The 18,374-nt window shown below is 41.8% G+C and carries 17 protein-coding genes and 1 riboswitch; of the genes, 4 read left to right on the top strand and 13 right to left on the bottom strand.

Annotated elements, in window-relative coordinates:
* Window positions 1–184: 184 nt before the first annotated feature.
* Together AACS98_RS01670 and AACS98_RS01665 are read right to left on the bottom strand one after the other, a co-directional pair.
* The gene (locus AACS98_RS01670) at window positions 185–427 is read right to left on the bottom strand and encodes a glutathione S-transferase (protein ID WP_369815926.1); all 243 of its coding nucleotides are present in this window, start codon (window positions 425–427) and stop codon (window positions 185–187) included.
* A gap of 610 nt (window positions 428–1,037) precedes the next feature.
* Window positions 1,038–1,226: a hypothetical protein gene (locus AACS98_RS01665; protein WP_066375872.1), complete on the bottom strand. Its 189-nt coding sequence runs from the start codon at window positions 1,224–1,226 to the stop codon at window positions 1,038–1,040.
* A gap of 427 nt (window positions 1,227–1,653) precedes the next feature.
* On the opposite strand from AACS98_RS01665, the gene AACS98_RS01660 reads away from it, so the two are divergent.
* Both AACS98_RS01660 and AACS98_RS01655 read left to right on the top strand, forming a co-directional pair.
* The gene (locus AACS98_RS01660; RefSeq protein ID WP_066375533.1) at window positions 1,654–2,304 is read left to right on the top strand and encodes a hypothetical protein; all 651 of its coding nucleotides are present in this window, start codon (window positions 1,654–1,656) and stop codon (window positions 2,302–2,304) included.
* 96 nt (window positions 2,305–2,400) lie between these two features.
* The gene (locus AACS98_RS01655) at window positions 2,401–4,263 is read left to right on the top strand and encodes a peptidoglycan D,D-transpeptidase FtsI family protein (RefSeq protein ID WP_066375531.1); all 1,863 of its coding nucleotides are present in this window, start codon (window positions 2,401–2,403) and stop codon (window positions 4,261–4,263) included.
* Between the two features lie 15 nt (window positions 4,264–4,278).
* Here AACS98_RS01655 and AACS98_RS01650 read toward each other — a convergent pair whose 3' ends face one another.
* Window positions 4,279–5,388, bottom strand: a complete 1,110-nt coding sequence (locus AACS98_RS01650) for a glutamate--cysteine ligase (RefSeq protein ID WP_066375529.1) — start codon at window positions 5,386–5,388, stop codon at window positions 4,279–4,281.
* 284 nt (window positions 5,389–5,672) lie between these two features.
* Here AACS98_RS01650 and AACS98_RS01645 point away from each other — a divergent pair, with 284 nt between their 5' ends.
* Complete coding sequence (locus tag AACS98_RS01645; protein WP_066375525.1) at window positions 5,673–6,581, top strand: hypothetical protein; 909 nt, start codon at window positions 5,673–5,675, stop codon at window positions 6,579–6,581.
* Between the two features lie 41 nt (window positions 6,582–6,622).
* Here AACS98_RS01645 and AACS98_RS01640 read toward each other — a convergent pair whose 3' ends face one another.
* Entirely contained in the window at window positions 6,623–7,543 is a 921-nt protein-coding gene (locus tag AACS98_RS01640) for a DUF2382 domain-containing protein (protein ID WP_066375523.1), read from the bottom strand.
* Between the two features lie 543 nt (window positions 7,544–8,086).
* On the opposite strand from AACS98_RS01640, the gene AACS98_RS01635 reads away from it, so the two are divergent.
* A complete protein-coding gene (locus AACS98_RS01635) occupies window positions 8,087–8,962 on the top strand; it encodes an S-layer homology domain-containing protein (RefSeq protein ID WP_066375521.1) in 876 nt (291 codons plus the stop codon).
* Window positions 8,963–9,186: 224 nt separating this feature from the next.
* On the opposite strand, the gene aspS is transcribed toward AACS98_RS01635, so the two are convergent.
* The 9 genes from aspS to prfB form a co-directional block, all read right to left on the bottom strand.
* Window positions 9,187–10,974, bottom strand: a complete 1,788-nt coding sequence (gene aspS, locus AACS98_RS01630; protein WP_066375519.1) for an aspartate--tRNA ligase — start codon at window positions 10,972–10,974, stop codon at window positions 9,187–9,189.
* Window positions 10,975–11,230: 256 nt separating this feature from the next.
* On the bottom strand, window positions 11,231–12,082 hold the full coding sequence (locus AACS98_RS01625; protein WP_066375517.1) for an Rpn family recombination-promoting nuclease/putative transposase: 852 nt from the start codon (window positions 12,080–12,082) through the stop codon (window positions 11,231–11,233).
* Window positions 12,083–12,243: 161 nt separating this feature from the next.
* Entirely contained in the window at window positions 12,244–13,866 is a 1,623-nt protein-coding gene (locus AACS98_RS01620) for a cation:proton antiporter domain-containing protein (protein ID WP_066375514.1), read from the bottom strand.
* 95 nt (window positions 13,867–13,961) lie between these two features.
* A riboswitch (Fluoride riboswitch) is annotated at window positions 13,962–14,044 on the bottom strand.
* A 39-nt stretch (window positions 14,045–14,083) separates the two neighbouring features.
* A complete protein-coding gene (locus tag AACS98_RS01615) occupies window positions 14,084–14,851 on the bottom strand; it encodes an MBL fold metallo-hydrolase (RefSeq protein WP_066375511.1) in 768 nt (255 codons plus the stop codon).
* Window positions 14,851–15,450, bottom strand: coding sequence for an anthranilate synthase component II (locus tag AACS98_RS01610; protein WP_066375509.1), 600 nt, complete (start codon window positions 15,448–15,450; stop codon window positions 14,851–14,853). The genes AACS98_RS01615 and AACS98_RS01610 overlap by 1 nt, the downstream gene beginning before the upstream one ends.
* A gap of 135 nt (window positions 15,451–15,585) precedes the next feature.
* On the bottom strand, window positions 15,586–16,041 hold the full coding sequence (locus AACS98_RS01605) for a diacylglycerol kinase family protein (protein WP_066375506.1): 456 nt from the start codon (window positions 16,039–16,041) through the stop codon (window positions 15,586–15,588).
* A gap of 138 nt (window positions 16,042–16,179) precedes the next feature.
* Window positions 16,180–16,707, bottom strand: a complete 528-nt coding sequence (gene ybeY / locus AACS98_RS01600; protein ID WP_066375503.1) for an rRNA maturation RNase YbeY — start codon at window positions 16,705–16,707, stop codon at window positions 16,180–16,182.
* A 42-nt stretch (window positions 16,708–16,749) separates the two neighbouring features.
* The gene (locus AACS98_RS01595; RefSeq protein WP_082803784.1) at window positions 16,750–16,905 is read right to left on the bottom strand and encodes a DUF3285 domain-containing protein; all 156 of its coding nucleotides are present in this window, start codon (window positions 16,903–16,905) and stop codon (window positions 16,750–16,752) included.
* A 163-nt stretch (window positions 16,906–17,068) separates the two neighbouring features.
* A protein-coding gene (prfB, locus tag AACS98_RS01590; RefSeq protein WP_157087481.1) for a peptide chain release factor 2 occupies window positions 17,069–18,185 on the bottom strand; the annotation gives its coding sequence in 2 pieces (ribosomal slippage) (window positions 17,069–18,112 and window positions 18,114–18,185; 1,116 coding nt in all).
* Window positions 18,186–18,374: the final 189 nt, after the last annotated feature.

The following is an 18,374-nucleotide window of genomic DNA, read 5'->3' as shown; positions in this document are numbered from 1 at the left end:
TTGACTAAATTCGGTTTTGTATATCTATATTGTTTACATTTATTTGCAGTTTTGTCGTCACCGTTATCCTATCGTATCTTGAGTTATTGGGATGAGGGATTGGGTAGTAGGGGAGCAGAGGAGCAGGGGGAGCAGAGGAGCAGAGGGAGCAGAGGAGAAAAACTAATGACTAATGACTAATTCCTTAAAAATCTAAAAATGGGAAAAACTGAAGTAAAGCTTTGCGTAACCGTAACAGAAACAGAGTTTCCCGTAATTTCTCACTGAGTTTTGGCGGTGGGCTGACTTGTAACTGTTCTTGCAGTTGTGCGTATTCTGCTGGAGTCAGGGGCTTGCCATCTACAGGCGATCGCGCATCTATAATTATTTCTGTTCGTAATATTTCCTCTGGGGTATCCTCTTGTGGTGGTAATGCCATGACGGCCATCCCCAAATGGCTCAGGAACCACACCAACACACTACTGCTCAGGCTCAAAATCGCCAACTTCAGCCACTTCAAACGGTATATTTTGAGGTTCTGCACGGAATACTTAACAAATTTTTTGGCTATAATGATGTGTTTCTAGGTATTCTACAGTTTTACTGGACGAGTGCGATCGCTTCTCCAATATTGGACTGCTTCGCTTTTGAGATATGCCCACCAAGATTGACATTGGGAATTTAGTATTTAATTTACTTATAATTTAGTACCGCACCGATTTGATCAACTAAGTCAACATGGCTCAACTAGATTACGATTCTGATCACCATTGCTGTAACTAATCACAGATAGTCAAGCCATAAATAAACCAAATTACCACAAGTTATCAGGATAATTTCTCTAAAATTCCGCTCCAGGATGGGTGATTTTTTTGTCCTATCTTGGGACACTTGGGTCAGAAGAAACATCCTCACCAGTGTCCTTTAACTACTGCTTTACCAAAACTGCACTTCTGAGGAACTTTTCCAGTTTATATTCAGCCACACTCAAACACAGGAGTTAGCTGTGAAATATACCGGCACTCATCACCTCAGACAATGACAAACCTTTTCAGGAACTAGGGAGTGGTGGGAGTCGCAGCAGGGGTAGTAGTTTCAGCAGGGGTAGCAGCAGGGGTAGCACCAGTGTCAGTTGGCTCACCTGTGGCAGCTGGCGTAGTAGTATTGGTTTGAGTGCCACTTTCACAGGCTCCCAGAAACGTAGCCATACTGAGCATAACAGCTAAAGCAAAGATTTTTGTTTTCATAACTCCTCTTTCACCAATTGTGACCATAAAAAAAGTCGTCTGTTGAATAAGATAACCTATTTGTTGCAGATTTTTTAAACCACTGTGAATTACATATTTAAAAACAATACTTGGGCTTAAGTTTATCAGGTTTAGACTGATGTCATAGATGGATGAGTGGATCTGAGTTTCAGAACAATTTAACTTGATGATTATTTAGGACGCAAAAGAAAAAATCAATAGTTGGGAAAACAGGAGTAGACAGTTTGCGAGTTAGGCAACCTCAGACCCTTGCCCAATGAAAAAAATAGGTATACTCTACCAATAAAAACCTTGAAAACCTCCAAGCTGTTAGCTGGAGGATGAAAAAGGCTAATCAACAGTGATTCTATCCTTAGCAAAAACTGATAATCAGTCTAAAATACAATATTTCCTATCTTAAAAAGTTATGGCTGCTGTTCGCAAATCAGATGTTTCTAAGACTGGTACTGGGTTTCGGGGTGGTGCTACCCCATCTGTTCGGAGTAGGAAGCGGCGACAAGCATCTCGAAATACTGGGACAGACTCCACTCAACCCGCATCAGCACCTGCTCCCAGACAACGGCTTTCCTCGAAAAATTTATCACTGCCTGTATTCACAGGTTGGCAAAATCGGGAAAAAAGTCAGTCAAGTCCAACACTAAAAAGTTCCCAGTCCAATTTTGTCAATGTACCCGTAGTGCCTAATGCTACAGCTATACCTATGTGGTTAATGCGACTGTACACCTTACATCGCCATTCTTCACTCGTAGCATTTTTATTAGTCGCAGCCAGTTTAGCTGTATATGGGTTGACAGTTTACACTCAAGAAATGTGGGGTAAGGAATATCGCAAGTTACAAAACCTACAACGTCATGAACGACAAATTACCACAACCAATGCCACACTAATCAACAAAATGGCCGAGGAAGCAGAAAAAAAAGTAACGGGATTTGTATCGCCGACTCCCGCCAACACGATTTTTCTGTCCCCTACTTCTCCTAATTCTAATTTCATATCCCCTAGTCCAGAAACCGAGTCACCAAAGCAGTCGTCACCTCCCTCGCCACTGGGATACTAATTAACTTGAGTGAGCAGTCACCAGTAAATATTGATCAGGTCTATGGTGTGGCTTGTTGCTCAACCATCAAACTGATAGCTGATTCTGAGCAGGGCAATGCAAAAATCATCCAGTAAATTAAAGTTGAAAAAATTTCGTAACCCGGAATTGGCTAGACGGCAAAGAGTCTCTAGAAGAAGTTCTACCAAGACAATCACCCCCAATACCCCAGAGAAAATCTCAAATATTAAATCCCGATTGTTCACTGTTTGGGGGATATTAATGGCTTCTGGATTAGGTTTGGCAATTAATTTGTACAATTTGCAAGTTGTCCAAGGGCCAAAACTGGCACAGAGAGCTAGAAACCAGCAAATGGTAAATTTGCGTCCATATATGCCTCGGCGGTTAATTGTCGATCGCAATGATAATGTGTTGGCTATTGATCGCCCTGTATATACGGTATATGCCCATCCCAAGCTGTTTGACAAAACTAATGAAGAAATAGCCGAAAAAGTGGCTGTGATGTTGGACAAAACTCCGGCTGATTTAGTCAAAATTTTTCAAAGCCGAAAAAGTGGCATCACTCTCGCTTCTGCATTAGCTGAAGAAATTGCCACTCGCATGAGGGCATTACGTTTAAACGGCTTGGAGTTTATCCCGAAATACTCCCGCTATTACCCACAGAATGATTTGGTGGCGGATATTGTTGGCTATGTCAATGCTGAACGTCGCGGTCAAGCTGGTTTAGAATACAGTCAAGAAAACTGGTTAGAACGTTCTGCCAAGTCAGTGCGCTTAAGTCGGGCTGGGAATGGGGCATTGATGCCAGATTATGCTCCTGAAGGTTTTTTAAACTCAGATGATTTGCAAATGCAGCTAACTATCGATAGCCGCCTTCAGAGGGCTGCTCGTACTGCACTCAAGGAGCAGATAGAAAAGTTTCAAGCTAAACGGGGTGCAGTGATTGTTATGGATGCGTCCGATGGCTCTATCCTGGCTCTAGTTTCTCAACCCAGCTATAACCCCAATGAGTACGCCAAGGCGGACATTTCATTATTCAAAAATTGGACTGTTTCGGATCTTTATGAGCCGGGTTCAACTTTTAAACCGTTGAATGTGGCGATCGCTCTGGAAAATGGTGTACTTAAACCAGATGATATATTTAACGACACTGGGGCAATTCGAGTAGCTAACTTTACTATCCGAAATGCCTCGCTTACTGGTAACGGGCGGATTAACGTTGCCCAAGTTCTACAAACTTCCAGTAACATTGCAATGGTACAAATGCTTCAAAGGTTGAAGCCTTCAGTTTATTACAACTGGCTAGAACGTTTGGGTTTAGGACAAGCAGTTGATACAGATTTGCCCTCAGTAGCCAGTAGTCGGCTCAAAAGTCAACAAGTTTTTATCAACTCAGTCATTGAACCTGCAACTGCCTCCTTTGGACAAGGTTTTTCTCTCACACCGTTACAACTGGTACAAATGCAGGGAGCTTTAGCCAATGGCGGTAAACTGGTAACACCTCATGTTATCCGGGGGCTAATTGATACCAAGGGGCAAATGCACTATACACCGCCTCGCCCCGCACCACGCCAAGTTTTCTCCCCTGATACAACTCAAAAGGTAGTAGAAATGATGGAAACTGTTGTCAGTGAAGGCACTGGCAAGGCGGCACAAATTCCAGGCTATCGCATTGCTGGCAAAACCGGCACAGCCCAAAAAGCAAGTCCGAATGGTGGTTATATTCCCGGTGCTAGAATTACCAGTTTTGTCAGTATTTTGCCTGTGGAATCCCCCCGCTATGTAATTTTGGCAGTGGTAGATGAACCAAAAGGCGCAAATGCCTATGGTTCTACGGTGGCGGCTCCCATTGTTAAGTCTGTGATGGATGCACTCATTCCTCTAGAAAAGATTCCACCCAGCCAAGAAATTGAGCAAAAATCTCCTCAAAAAAGCCAACAAACAACCGTGAGAGATTAAATGAGAGATTAAATTTTATCTTGTTGTTAAATAGGTTTCCTTGAGTGTATTCTCAATCGAGCCTATACGCTGGAAAACTTCTATTAATTGATGAGATTTTGTTTGGCGTTGTTCTAACATTAATTTCAATGGTGTTAACAATGCCACATCTGGATCATCTCCTAGTGCGGCGGTGGCTGCTTGCACAATTGTTGTAGCATTCATTAATATATCTTCGTTATCAAAACCTTCCTTGGCTGACAATTGATGTAGAGATGCGTCTGGTGTAATAGCTCTACCAGTTAAAGACTCATCTAAGATTAAACCTTTTAATAATGCCAGCAATGCCCCATAGATTAAAAAGTCATCACAACTATCAAAAGCTTTAAATTCAATCCGACCTACTTCGGCTGGCAACCGAGCAATTTTGGTTAATGATGGTACACTCTTAATTAGCTGCTCCTGTTCGGCAACAAATACTAAAGCTGCTGGTCTTTTACCAGTTCTGATAAATGTTCTCACTGACAAACCTTGCCAAAGTGTGCCGTTATAAAAAGGAGAACTAAAACTAAAAGGCACAATATAAGGACTGTAGTAAGTCAACTTTTTACCAATATCAATTACCTGTTCAATGGGTAAATCAGGTACGGAAATATTTAAGTCTGGCCCATAAGAAACCATGTAAATATTTGCAGTTTGTTCATCAGGATAAGCCTGTAACTGCTTGATTTCATATTCATTTAATGGGGGTTGGGGTTCAAAAACTGGTTTGTAGGGATGGAAGCTGGTTAAAATTGGTGAAAAGCCAAAATCAGCAGCTACTTCAATTAATAACCGAAAGCTATTTGATAATTCATGAATAGCCCCTTGAATATCCGAGTGGATGGTTGTTCTAATTTCTATACCCTTAGAATGACAATCAATTACTTCGTCAGAATTACCAAATCTTTCAAAGCCTTCAATGTACCATCTCTTTTTTCTAATTCCTGCATCACCAACACGTAGTTGTAGATGATCATCCGGGTAGATGGGCAGTCTATCGACAATTTGGGCAAACTCGGCAAATTTTGTACAAGCAAAATCAGCAAACTTTCCTTCTTGGTTCAGAAAAGCGACTTCATGCTCGATGCCAAATAAGAAAACCATACAGCTTAATAGTAATTATTCTTAATAAGCATAACAAAATAGAATACATCTAGGTAGCCTTGTTGCGTATTCTCTCTGAACTTAAGTGATAAATTTCTGCGTCTGCACTTTGCATTTTAGCGTTTGACTTTCAGGACTGACGCAACTAGCACATTAGTAGGGTGGTTAGATATCGAACATCTGTTTATTTTTACCTAATTATCTCTGATGACTCACCATACAAGACTTTGCAAAGGCGATCGCTCTTGTTATTTTGGTATTTTCAACCACTATGAGAACTATTAATGTACCAGCTTAAACGCAACTTAATCATGAAAATCCTGATTATAGGATTTTTGCTACTCCTATCCCAGCAAGTTTTAGCACAAAATTGGCGACCTGTTCGCGGTGGTATTACTGCTGGTATCAGTGGTATGTCTCTGTTAAGCCGTCAAAATGCTGCTATGGACTTGCTGATTGTCCATGACAATAAACAAAAAAATCAAGGTCGTCTCGCAATTATCAGCATTAAAGGCGAAAATCAACCGGAATATTTGCCTCTAGATTGGCCAAATCACACAGAATTACCCATAGACTTAGAAGCTTTAACATCTATTCCAGGTAAACAAGACTCACGCTTTATCGCATTAAGCAGTGCTGGCAAAGCTTATGATATTCAGTTAGAGCCTAACAATAAAAGTATCTCAGTTATTAAAGTATTTCAACTCCCAAACATTCCCCAAAACCGTAATTTTGAAGCCTTTGCCTTACAAAATATTCAAGGTAAATTAGTTGCGGTTTGGGCGCATCGTGGTGCAGGTCAAGAACCAGCCACTATTTATTGGGGTATGCTGAACTTAGCTACATATCAAATTACTCCCCTAGGTTCTGCACAGCTAACAGTACCATTTCCCTCTGGGAATGTACGGCATATTTCTGATTTAAAATTAGATCCAGCAGGAATTGTATATATTTCTTCAGCTAGTGATACCGGGGATGATGGCCCGTTTGAGTCAGCTATTTATGTTGCTGGTTATCTCAATTTACAGGGTAGCAGAATTGTTTGGCGGCAGAATCCTCAATTATTTCCTCTCTACCGCTTCAAATACCACAAAATTGAAGCTCTAGAATTGGTTGGTGGTGCAGATGGTGGTGTGGTTGTGGGTACTGATGATGAAAATTTAGGTTCTTCTGTGTATATTTTAGGGCAGTAGGGCTTGAGTCATGCTCAACCCCTACAGCTGTAGTGAAGATATTAGCGTCTGGTGCGACGTAATTGCTCATCGTCTTTATCTATGTCTAATTCTTCACGGCGCAGGGTTTCTTCAGCTTCCACTGTATCCTGTTCCACGACCTTCTTAACTTTCACTTCTTCCCGTACTACAGCTTCTTTGCGAATTTCCGGGCTTTCTTCGTAAATATCAACATGAGTAGCTTCTGTGTCTCGGAAGTCAGCTTCACCAGGCGACACGACTCTACCCGCGTCTTCTGGCGTAGTGCGTTCAATCACTACTCGTTCTTTTTCAATCGGAACTGCAACTCTGGCGGTTTCGGTTTCAACGTGCTTACCAACTGCTACTTCTCCTGTCTTCATCCGGGATTTATTCGCAACTAATCGTTCTTCGTATAGTCTGAGGTTCTGGTGATCCCGTGGATTCATCTGATAAAGATTTGGTTCGTGTTCATATCTATATGTTTCACGATCATAAGTAGGAGGTGTAGTTGTCACTGGTTGGCGATCAACATAGGCTGATGATACGTCTAAAGGTGATGATGTTTCTATCGGTGTGGATGCTTCTAAAGGTCTCTCTGCTAAAGGAGTACGGTAAACTCCACGTACACGCTCTTCATAGTCGTAATCGATGCGTTCTAAATTATGGAAATCAGGTAAACTTTCTACCTGCTCTCTGGTAAGTCCGGTAGCATATACACGCCGATCTGAGTAGTTAATGCGCGATCGCCCAATCGGTAACAACACTTGCTTACCAAAGATCCAAAATCCTGTGTCTACGACGAGATAACGAAAATGACCCGCATCATCAACTAAGATATGTTTAACAGTGCCGACTTTATCATCATCTACATCTGAGTAGACATCAAAATTCGTGATGTCATAGTTATCAGAATCAGCGTCTCTATAGTCGGCAGCAAAATCTTCCAATTTATATAGAGCCATAATTATTTATTCTTTTTGCACTATCTACAATCACTATTTTAGAAATATTTAATTTTTATGCCTCTTTCTGGTGGTTGATATTATTTGTAAGTATTTTAATAACTCTAGAGAGATGTAATTTTTATAAATTCAATTAAACTTGAAATTTTTATATTAACATTAGCCAATATATTTTAAAACTATAAATGCTTGAAAAATATTTTGCAACTCCAACTTTAAATCAGTAATTATTCTTTATAATAAACTGTAAGCGCAGTTAAATCACATGAAAAACTTATATAAACCAGGCTGAGGTTACTTAAAAATTGATTTTGCTAGCCAAAATTATGCTTAAATTTACGGCATTGAGAGGAAGAAACCAATCTTTATAGATGTAATTATTTATTTTAAAAATAAAATAATTTACAAAAGTTAAATTACAATCATCATTTCATTTTTATATCTGGAGATATACATATTCAAATCTATAGACGGAAAACAAAATATTAAAAAACATCTAAAATTAATACTTAAAAAGTAATAATGAATAGAAGGTTATATTTTATGACTGCTTTATCTTATTTAACAAAATTAAGTGCGCCTTTGAGTTTAGTAAGTCTGGGGTTGGTAGTAATAGCAAATACTCCAGCTGGGGCGCAAACTAACTTTCCTGATGTTTCCTCTGACTATTGGGCGCAGCCATTTATTCAGCGTTTAGCTGAAAGAAACATTGTTGTGGGATATCCAGACGGGACATTTCGGCCGGAACAGCCTGTAGACCGTGATGAATTTGCGGCGATGATTCGTAAAGCTTTTGAGAAAGAACCAATCAGGCAGATAGAAAGTGGTAGTGTTTATAAAGATGTGCCTGAAGGTTATTGGGCGGCTCCTGCCATTGAAGAAGCCTATCAACAGGGGTTTATGAGTGGTTATGCTGGTAATGTATTTCGTCCCCAGCAGCCAGTTTCTAGAGTAGAAGCATTGGTGACTCTGGTTCAAGGACTAAATTTAGCACCTAAACGTCAAGCAATTACTCCAGTACCTCAACGTCAAGTAGTCAAAAGACCTTTGTATCTTCCATTCGGGATTTTTGCCTTGATGCAGCCTTTAGTCATCCCCAAAGCTACTGCGGCGGCTCCTGCTACTACACCGCCACCACCGAGGGAGACTTTATCGGCTCTAGTCAGCAACTATTACACTGATGCCCAGAAGGTTCCTCAGTATGCTATTGAGGAAGTGGGCATAGCAACACAAAAAAATATAGTTGTCAATCATCCTGATCCTAGGGTTCTCAATCCGAATCAGCCTTTGCGACGTGCAACGGCGACTGCTTTTATTCATCAAACTTTAGTCGCTCAGGATAGAATTGAACCGCTTTCTCCCAATGTTGCTGCGTATAATTATATAGTTCGGCCTGGAGTTAGCCAAGCTGCGCGTTAATATCAAGTCGCCAGGACTTACGCAACTAGCACATTAGTAGGGTGCGTCAGCAGCCAAACATAAGTTTATTTGCTCTATATATGTAGGCTGACGCACCTTACATATAGATAATCATTGCGTAAGTCCAATTCGCAATTTGCAAGCGGTGGGCAATGCTGACACTGGGCTGAAATGGTGATTGTTAGCTCTTTGGCATTGCCCACCCTACGATGATGGAAAATGGGTTAAGGTTTGGGCTTGTATGTGGATGCAACTTGTAATTCTTTGAGTTGCTTGACATCTACACCGGAAGGTGCATCTGTTAACAAGCAACGGGCTTGTTGCGTCTTCGGAAAGGCGATGACATCGCGGATGGATTCTTCACCAGCAAGTAACATCACCAAACGGTCTACACCGTAGGCGATACCACCATGCGGTGGTGTACCATATTCAAAGGCTTCCAACAGAAATCCAAATTTATTTTGTGCTTCTTCTGGAGACAAGCCGATCGCTTCAAATACCTGCTCTTGAATTTCCCGTTGATAAATCCGCAAACTACCACCACCGACTTCAAAGCCGTTGAATACTAAGTCATAGGCTTGGGCGCGGGCGGTTTTTAAGTCATGTAAATCTGCGGGATAAGGTGCGGTGAAGGGGTGGTGTAGTGCTTCCAGGCGTTTTTCGTCTGCATTCCACTCAAACATCGGGAAGTCTACAATCCAGAGTAAGTTGATTTTGGCGGGATCGATTAAGTTGAATTCCCTGGCGACGACTTGACGCAATCTATCTAAAGTTTTATTGACAGTCAGCGTATCACCTGCACCAAACAGTAATAAATGTCCTGGTTGTGCGCCTGTGCGTTGTAAGATTTCCTGTTTTTGTGCGTCGGTGAGGTTGTCTTTAATTGCGCCGATGGTGTCAATTTCACCGTTTTCTCTGACACGGATGTAAGCTAGTCCTTTTGCACCGGCTTCACTGGCTTCTTTGAATAAGTCGCCACCTGGTTTGATGCGGACGTTTGATATTTGGTCGTTACCGTTGGGGATGGGTAAGATTTTAACGATACCACCGTGAGCGATCGCATCCTTAAAGACTTTGAAACCACAGTCTTTTAACACATCGGAAACGTTGACTAATTCCAAACCGTAACGGGTATCTGGTTTGTCACTTCCATAACGTTCCATCGCGTCAGCGTAGGTGAGACGGGGGAAGGGAAGGGGTAATTCAACTCCTTTAACGGTTTTGAAGATATAAGCAACTAACTTTTCGTTGAGTTCAATAATTTCTTCCTGAGACATGAAACTCATTTCCATGTCTAATTGGGTGAACTCTGGTTGTCTGTCGGCGCGTAAATCTTCATCGCGGAAGCAACGAGCAATCTGATAGTATCTATCCATGCCGGATACCATCAAAATTTGTTTAAATAACTGTGGTGACTGGGGTAAGGCGAACCATTCACCAGGGTTAACGCGACTGGGGAGAATGTAATCTCTCGCACCTTCTGGGGTAGAACGGGTGAGAATGGGGGTTTCAATTTCCATGAAACCTTGTACATCTTCCAAGTAACGACGCATGGCTTTTACGACTTGATGACGTAACTGGATGTTTTGCGCCATGCGATCGCGTCGTAAATCCAAATAACGATATTTTAACCGCAAGTCTTCCCGCACTGTTTCACTGTCGGCGGTGGAAACTTGAAAAGGTAACTGTTTCCGCACAGCATTTAGCAGTTTAATTTGATCAGCGTAAATTTCCACTTCGCCTGTAGGGATGCGGGTATTTAGTGATTCTGCGGGGCGTTGTGTGACTCTGCCTGTAATTTCTACAACATATTCATTACGCAGGGAGTTGGCTAGTTCGTAGGAATCTGGGGTGCGTTGCGGGTCGCTGACAATCTGGACAATGCCGGAGCGATCGCGTAAATCTAAGAATATCACGCCCCCATGATCGCGGCGACGGTCTACCCATCCGTACAAGGTAACAGTTTCTCCAATATCTTCTTTTCGGAGTTCGCCGCAATAGTGAGTTCGCATAGGTGTTAGTTCTGTGGTTCCAAGCTAGATTTACTGGTAAATGTCAAAGCTTTCCCATTATCTAGCATTCATAGTCATTGTAGTAGTTCCAGTCCCAGAAAAAATGGCATAATGGCAAAGCTTTCTTTTTCAGAAAAAGGTGTGTAAGTCTCTTGTAAGGTGCGTCAAAAGAGATAATTTTCTCAAAATAAACAAATTTTCAACATCTGACGCACCCTACTAATGTGCTGTAAACCCAGCAATGAGTTAACGTAATTTAATTGCTTCGCTCTGCTAACCAAGCCTGTAAATCAGCCACACTGGTAAAATCTAACAGTGCTTCGCTTAAATCTTCCAGAACAGGCAAAGATAAACCAGAAATTGTAGAGCGTAATTCTTCAGGTAGTTCTCCCAACCGCTTGGTTAATAGTCGAGAAATTGCATTAGCCATGATTTCCCGCCCTTCTTCTCGCCCTTCTTCCTTGATTTCTCGGTAAACTTTTGTTTCCTTGAGCGTGATTCCTAGCATAGACTCTACTTCCCTGCGACTTAACTGTTCAAACCTGTACACCATGATTGTCGTAATTATCTCTATTATGGCGCGAGTGGCTGTTGATGCTACTTCTTCACGAGTTCTAGTGATTAAATACCTTGCTTCTTCTGGTGCTTGTTCTTCTTCTACCGTAGTTAATACCATCAACGCTAACCATAACGGTAACTGGCGAATATTCCCTAATTCATCCAAATAGACGCGATAGACTTGGTTACTGTTGATCAAGCCCCGATAAGGATAAATGTTACTTTGTTCAATATTCCGAGATGGATAAATTATCACTGCTTGCCAGTCACTAAATCTGGCACGGTTACGATAGAAATATAGTAAAGATTCCGCAAATACTCTTTCGTAAAGCTGTTCATCTTTTTGGAATTGCACCTCACAGAAGTCTACCACCCCAGGCGGATCACCTTCCGGTGGAAGAAATACCCCGTCAATTTCAAACTTCGGTTCTTTGATTGCTACTGAATCAAATCGATAAGCATCCGCATTTGTCGGCGGATTTTGGATTAATTCAAATACAAGAGTCGGGTATTGTTGAAACAGTTTGTAAAAAATTGAGTCTCTACGCATGAAAGTATTTAAGTAAGTCTGGGTGAATAAATCGAACTATATTAAGCAATGTAAAATTATTGTCATCAAGTTTGTAATCAGGACTAAAGTCCTTACTACAAACCTTGAATTATGATTAAATCATATTAGCTGGTTCGGTATCTCCTGTAGACACCTTTTCCTTACCTGTTGCAGTTTTCCAGCAAAATTACAGGTACTTGGCTGGTTTCTAACACTGCTTGTGATACTGAGCCAATTAATATATCTAAAGGTCGATGTCCACGTTTTCCTATGACAATGGCTGTTACATGATAAGCTTCAGCCATACGGATAATTTCTGCGGGAATAGCACCTGTAACTGTCAAAAATTCGTATTTGATATCAGAAAGTAATTTTTTGGTTTGTTTTTCTAGTTGTCGAATAGCTGACGGGTGGGAAGTGTTGACTACGTGTAAAACAATTACTTCGCCATTGCTGCGTCTTGCTAAGTCTGCAACTTTAGTTAAAACTTCTATTGCTAAATTAGATGTGTCTACTGCTGCGAGGAATAGAGTAGGAGTAGTGACTGTGACTTTTGTGGGATCTACTTCTCCTTTGGTTAATAGTTTAGGTGCAAAAGTGGCTGTAGACCAAGCACCCAAGGGTGCAGTAATCAGAATTGAAAGGGCTGCGATCGCTAACATTATCTCACCTCCGGCGATACCTTGAGCCAGGGGAATTGCACCAATAGCAGCTTGTACTGTGGCTTTAGCCGAGTTTCCTGGTAGTAAAAATAGTCTTTCTCGCCAATTCCAGTTACTACCCACAGTGGAAAGATACCACCCCACCACACGACCAATCAATAAACCAATTGCTAAAACTAAAATACCAGGTAGCAAGACTTTTTCTAATATTTGTAATTGAATACTCGCACCCAACAAAACAAACAAAAAAATCTCCGCTACCACCCATAAACTATCAAAACCTCCCCGCAGTCTTCTAGCTAGCGGTGCATCTAATTCAATTAAGAAAAATCCCAATGACATTGCGGCTAAGTAACCAGAGAAATAAGGTAATTGATTCGCAACAATGACTAGAAATAAAGCACAACTAGCAGTAATTACTGTGTCTTGGACAGTATTTTGCGTCCAGTTTTGTGTTGCTAATAGTAAAACCAGTAAACGAGCCGCTAAATAACCAAATAAAACGCCTAAGAAGATTTGCAAAATTACTTGGATTGGGAGTAAATGCAGAGTGTTGAAGGTAAATATTCCCAAGATGGTGATTTGCTCAACGCCACCATTGCGTAAGAAATTTAGTAATAAACTAAAGACAAGTAATAGCAGCACATCAGACAACGCACTACCAGTTAAGATGGCATCAGGAATACCTTTAGTCACACCTAAACCTAAACTTTTGAGTCGCAACATCCCCGGAACAATGACAGCTGGTGATTCAGCAGCGATAATGCAGCCTAAAAGTAAACCCGTGGGAAAATTAAACTGGAATATTACTATAGCAGCAATGGCAATAGCGATCGCCTCACAGGTTGCAGGTAAAAATCCCAAACGTAACGCCACACTTCCCTGTTGCGCCAGTTTTTCCCTATCTAATCCTAATCCTGCTTTCATCAATATAATCATCACTGCCATAGTTCTCAATTCATCGGCAGCATCCAACACATCTGCACTGATGAGATTAAAAACTTGGGGACTGAGAACAATACCCACTAAAATCATCCCAACTAAAGGCGGCGCGCCTAAACGACGGGCAATTTGACCTACAAAAAAGCCCATCATTAAAATCCATAATATGCTGGCTAACATTCCATCACCCCCATAGACGCAATTTGTAGATAGATGCTGACTACAGGGAAGCCAGAAGATCAATACAACAAACTCCTACTATCCCGCAGTCAGCTAGGAAAGTAGGAGCCATCAGCTTTCTAGATGCAACTTTTGCTCTAGAATAGCGGTTTTGGCGAGCTCCATCGCCATTGATTATCTTGACAATATCATATCTAATTTTCGTGATACATCATCGTTAAAACTTGTAACTTAAAACCTGAATCTCGCTATTATCAGGCAAGTTACGCGGATTAATATTAATAGTGTCACTATTACTACGCCGCACGTTTGTACCCTGCATCAAGGTTAAAAATTCATCTAATGGTGCAATATCACAGGCGTTAGCATCAGCAGCTTGTGTACGGTAATGGGTAGGGATTACCAGTTTCGGATTGAGGACGGCGATCGCCTGTTTCGCTTCGGCTGCATTGTAAGCTTTATCACTACCACCCACAGGTATAAATACTGCATCAGGTCGCCCCATGAGGATTTTTTGTTCAATAGAAATCGGTGCTGCTGCTCCTCCTAGGTGTAGGATATTGACTCCGCCTTGCTGCCATTTCCAAGCAGTATTTATCCCAAATTGTCTGCCACCTTTGCGATCATGGTCAATAGCAATGCCTTGAAATCTCATCCCCTGGAATTCATAAACTCCTGGTGCATAGACTAACTTGGGATTACCCGGTAAGCCGTCTACTGCACCTTCATCTAATAATTGACTGCTAATTAACACCAAATCTGCTGCAACTTTCGGTAGACGATATCCAGCCGTACAACCCACTGTCCGAAAAGGATTGACCAGAATTTTCAATCCACCACCAGTAAACAAAAAACAAGTATGACCTAACCACTGGACTGAAATTCCGCTAGACTGGGCATTAGCTGGCAGGTAGGAGGCAAAGGTAGGAACTATAGCTGTCGCTAAACCTGCTCCAGCGTAGCTGATAAACTGTCGTCGTTTCATTAATTTTTTTCTTGTAACTCTTGCAGAAAGTTCCGCAATAACTGTTTTCCTGAAGAAGTGAGAACACTCTCTGGATGAAATTGGACACCTTGAATGTGAGGATAGTTCCTGTGTCGTACTCCCATGATTGTGCCATCTTCTACCCAGGCTGTGATTTCTAAAACTTCGGGACAGGTTTCACGGTCAATAACTAGACTATGATACCTAGTGGCAGTCATGGGATTTTCTAATTCCTGGAAAACACCTACCCCTGTGTGAGTTACTGGTGAAGTTTTACCGTGCATCAACTCTGGAGCAGAGACAATTTTACCACCAAATACTTGACCAATACTTTGATGTCCTAAGCATACCCCCAAGATTGGTAAACTAGGGCCTAACTCTCTAATTAAATCTAAGGATATCCCGGCATCTTCTGGACGACCAGGCCCCGGCGAGATGACGATCGCATCCGGTTGTAATTGCTGAACTTCGTGTAATGATATTTTATCGTTACGGAAAACTTGAATGTCTGACGCTACAGGAAACTCAGCCGCTAGTTCTCCGAGATACTGGACTAAATTATAAGTGAAGCTGTCGTAATTATCGATAACTATAATCACAGTCTATACTCGCTAATCTATCAAATTGCCACAAATCGCTAACAACTAAAAGCTATAAGGGTTTAGCAATGCTAAACCCCTACTCCCCATTCCCCACTCCCTATTTTGCCGATAGCAGGAGTTCAGAATTTAATTTTAAACCGCCGATTGAATCAGAACTAGCAAAGGTGGAAGCAACAGCACAGCCGCCACAAACACCGCCACCAAAGCCGAGACAAGCACCGCACCAGCAGCACAATCTTTAGCAATTTTTGCCAATTCGTGGTAAGTCTGCTGAACAGTTAAATCTACCACCGACTCAATCGCCGTATTCAATAACTCTAGTGCCAATACTAAACCGCTAGTGATACCAATAATTGCTATTTCTACCGTCTGTAAATGTAAGATTACGCTTAAGGCGATCGCTAACATACAGACTATGACATGAATCCGGAAATTGCGTTGAGTGTGAAAACTGTACCTAATCCCAGCCCAAGCATACTTAAAACTTACCAGTAAACTAGAGGCAACTCGCCAAGACAGTTCTCGTTCTTGATTGACAAGGCTGAATAAATGGTTTTGCGTGGGTGGCGGGGAGACTTTTTGTGACATAGGCTTAACAATAGAACAGCACGGTATATTTCAGGATTATCTTGGCTGATGGTAATTTTGCGGTCAACTTTCATGCAATTTTCTACAGCAGTATTATAAAAGGATGCTGGAAAATTCACATCCCAAGTCATAAAAATATTAATATTCTATGTCTATATCAATACCAACAGTCTCCAGTAAAATTGCTTGTTGTTGTAACATTGCCGTTAAACTCTCCTCATCAGGATGATCCCAGCCCAACAGGTGCAGTAAGCCATGTGCCACCAACCAAGCCAACTCAGTTGATAAACTATGTTCCTGTTGTTGGGCTTGCCGTTGTGCCGTGTTAATCGAAACAACTATATCCCCTAAATACAAAGGTGTAGCCGACATTTCCGCAATTTGCGGTAAATCTACTTCTAAAGTCGCAAAGGATAAAACATCTGTTGGCTTGTTTTGCTGACGATATTGAGCATTCAGTTGTTGAATTTCTGCGTCATCGGTGAACCGCAGTCCAACTTCATAACCTGCTGCCGGTGGTAAGTGGGGGTGCAGAACTTCTAACCAACGATTAAACCAGTCTTCCCAAGTTTCTGGAGGAATTCGGGCTTCCAGATAGCCAGAATTTAGGCGTTCTTCGGGGGAAGACTCCCAGAAATAATCTTGTACATCTAGTTCAACTACCACCAACTGCAAACTCTCCTTGACATTTTGGTTATTAGTTGGTAATTAACGAGTCAGGTAAGCTAAACCTACCAGCACAGCTAGCAGCCCTACAGTAGTCAACAGGAAATGCTTCAAAGAAGTACCACCCTTACGTACCATATTACGCATCGCTAGTTTAACGTAGCTGGGTTGAGGTTCTGTTGAAGGAGAATTGTTCATAATTAAATAATAAGTTCTTTTATATATAAATGTAACAGTTTGCCAGCAGTTCTATCGCCTGATTGGGCAAGTTTGTTAAAAGCAGTGGTGTGGGGGTGAGGGGGAAGCGGAGGGGAATTTATTCTTAATACCCAGTCAAGAGTCCCCAATACCCAGTCCCCAATTAAGCAGTTTCTACCAGTTGATTTTCCTGACGCAGATAGGCTTGAATGAACATATCGAGTTCGCCGTTCATGATGTCAGCGATCGCAGTTGTTTCTGCATTGGTACGCAAATCCTTTACCATCTGGTAAGGATGGAATACATAGTTACGGATTTGATTACCCCAGGAAGCTTCTACCATATCGCCGCGAATATCAGCAATTTCTTGCGCCCGTTGTTCTTGGGCAATCACTAACAGCTTGGCTTTCAGGCGTGCTAAGGCTTTCTCTTTGTTTTGTAATTGAGAACGTTCTTCTGTACAGCGTACAGCTATCCCCGTTGGGATATGCACAACCCGCACGGCTGTTTCTACTTTGTTGACGTTCTGCCCACCTTTACCACCAGAGCGAGATGTGGTAATTTCTAAATCCTTCTCTGGAATATCCAACTGTACAGAATCATCGATTTGCGGCATGACTTCCACCCCAGCAAAACTGGTTTGCCGTTTACCATTGGCGTTAAAAGGAGAAATCCGCACTAAGCGATGTGTACCTGTTTCTGAGCGTAAATAGCCGTAGGCATAACGACCAGTAATTTCGAGAGTGGCTGATTTAATCCCCGCCTCGTCACCCTCTGACTCTTCCGCTAAAGCTACCTTGTAACCATGCGCTTCTGCCCAACGGGTATACATTCTTAACAGCATAAATGCCCAGTCTTGGGCATCTGTACCACCAGCCCCAGCGTTAATCGTCAGTACCGCCCCTTCCGCATCGTAGGGGCCAGAAAGTAACTGTTGTAATTCCCACTGGTCAAGTTCACGATTTAGTTTAGAGATGGTAGACTCGGCTTCTTGTAATAGTGCTTCGTCGGTTTCCAGTTCCAAAAGCTCAACCACTGCCTTCGTATCTTCCAAATTAACTTGCCACTGATGATACTGTTCTAGGTGGGCTTTCAGGTCATTGAGTTCTTGCAGTGTTTTTTGGGCTGTGTTTTGGTTATCCCAAAATTCTGGCTGTGCTGCTATTTGCTCTAAGTCTTGAATTTTAGCTGTGAGTGCAGGTATGTCAAAGATAGTCCTGGGTTTTACCCAGGCGGCTAGACAACGTTTCGATTTCGCGTTTGATTTCTAATACTTCCATAGTGCTTGCTGAAAATACAGCTCTCTGGATGATATTACTATGTATTTTAGATTTTAGCCGGAATTGATCAAATTCTTGGGCAACAAGTTCAGGGTTTGAGCCTGTTGAAAGTAACAGAGGAGTGAACTACCTACACTGCCGCAAGCGGTCAGTGTAGGCTTCCTGCCCAACAGAAAGCGCAGTAGTGGA

Source organism: Anabaena sp. CA = ATCC 33047 (assembly GCF_963870205.1).
GTDB lineage: Bacteria > Cyanobacteriota > Cyanobacteriia > Cyanobacteriales > Nostocaceae > Trichormus.
Note: the sequence above shows the minus strand (reverse complement) of the source record. Positions and strands in the feature narration are given on the sequence as shown.

Excerpts from the sequence above, each read along its gene's own strand:
- AACS98_RS01645 (WP_066375525.1), top strand. The coding sequence starts at position 5,673 with ATGTACCAGCTTAAACGCAACTTAATCATGAAAATCCTGATTATAGGA.
- AACS98_RS01665 (WP_066375872.1), bottom strand. The coding sequence starts at position 1,226 with ATGAAAACAAAAATCTTTGCTTTAGCTGTTATGCTCAGTATGGCTACG.
- aspS (WP_066375519.1), bottom strand. The coding sequence starts at position 10,974 with ATGCGAACTCACTATTGCGGCGAACTCCGAAAAGAAGATATTGGAGAA.
- AACS98_RS01670 (WP_369815926.1), bottom strand. The coding sequence starts at position 427 with ATGGCCGTCATGGCATTACCACCACAAGAGGATACCCCAGAGGAAATA.
- AACS98_RS01635 (WP_066375521.1), top strand. The coding sequence starts at position 8,087 with ATGACTGCTTTATCTTATTTAACAAAATTAAGTGCGCCTTTGAGTTTA.
- AACS98_RS01660 (WP_066375533.1), top strand. The coding sequence starts at position 1,654 with ATGGCTGCTGTTCGCAAATCAGATGTTTCTAAGACTGGTACTGGGTTT.
- AACS98_RS01620 (WP_066375514.1), bottom strand. The coding sequence starts at position 13,866 with ATGTTAGCCAGCATATTATGGATTTTAATGATGGGCTTTTTTGTAGGT.
- AACS98_RS01650 (WP_066375529.1), bottom strand. The coding sequence starts at position 5,388 with ATGGTTTTCTTATTTGGCATCGAGCATGAAGTCGCTTTTCTGAACCAA.
- AACS98_RS01625 (WP_066375517.1), bottom strand. The coding sequence starts at position 12,082 with ATGCGTAGAGACTCAATTTTTTACAAACTGTTTCAACAATACCCGACT.
- AACS98_RS01655 (WP_066375531.1), top strand. The coding sequence starts at position 2,401 with ATGCAAAAATCATCCAGTAAATTAAAGTTGAAAAAATTTCGTAACCCG.
- AACS98_RS01605 (WP_066375506.1), bottom strand. The coding sequence starts at position 16,041 with ATGTCACAAAAAGTCTCCCCGCCACCCACGCAAAACCATTTATTCAGC.
- AACS98_RS01615 (WP_066375511.1), bottom strand. The coding sequence starts at position 14,851 with ATGAAACGACGACAGTTTATCAGCTACGCTGGAGCAGGTTTAGCGACA.
- AACS98_RS01595 (WP_082803784.1), bottom strand. The coding sequence starts at position 16,905 with ATGAACAATTCTCCTTCAACAGAACCTCAACCCAGCTACGTTAAACTA.
- AACS98_RS01640 (WP_066375523.1), bottom strand. The coding sequence starts at position 7,543 with ATGGCTCTATATAAATTGGAAGATTTTGCTGCCGACTATAGAGACGCT.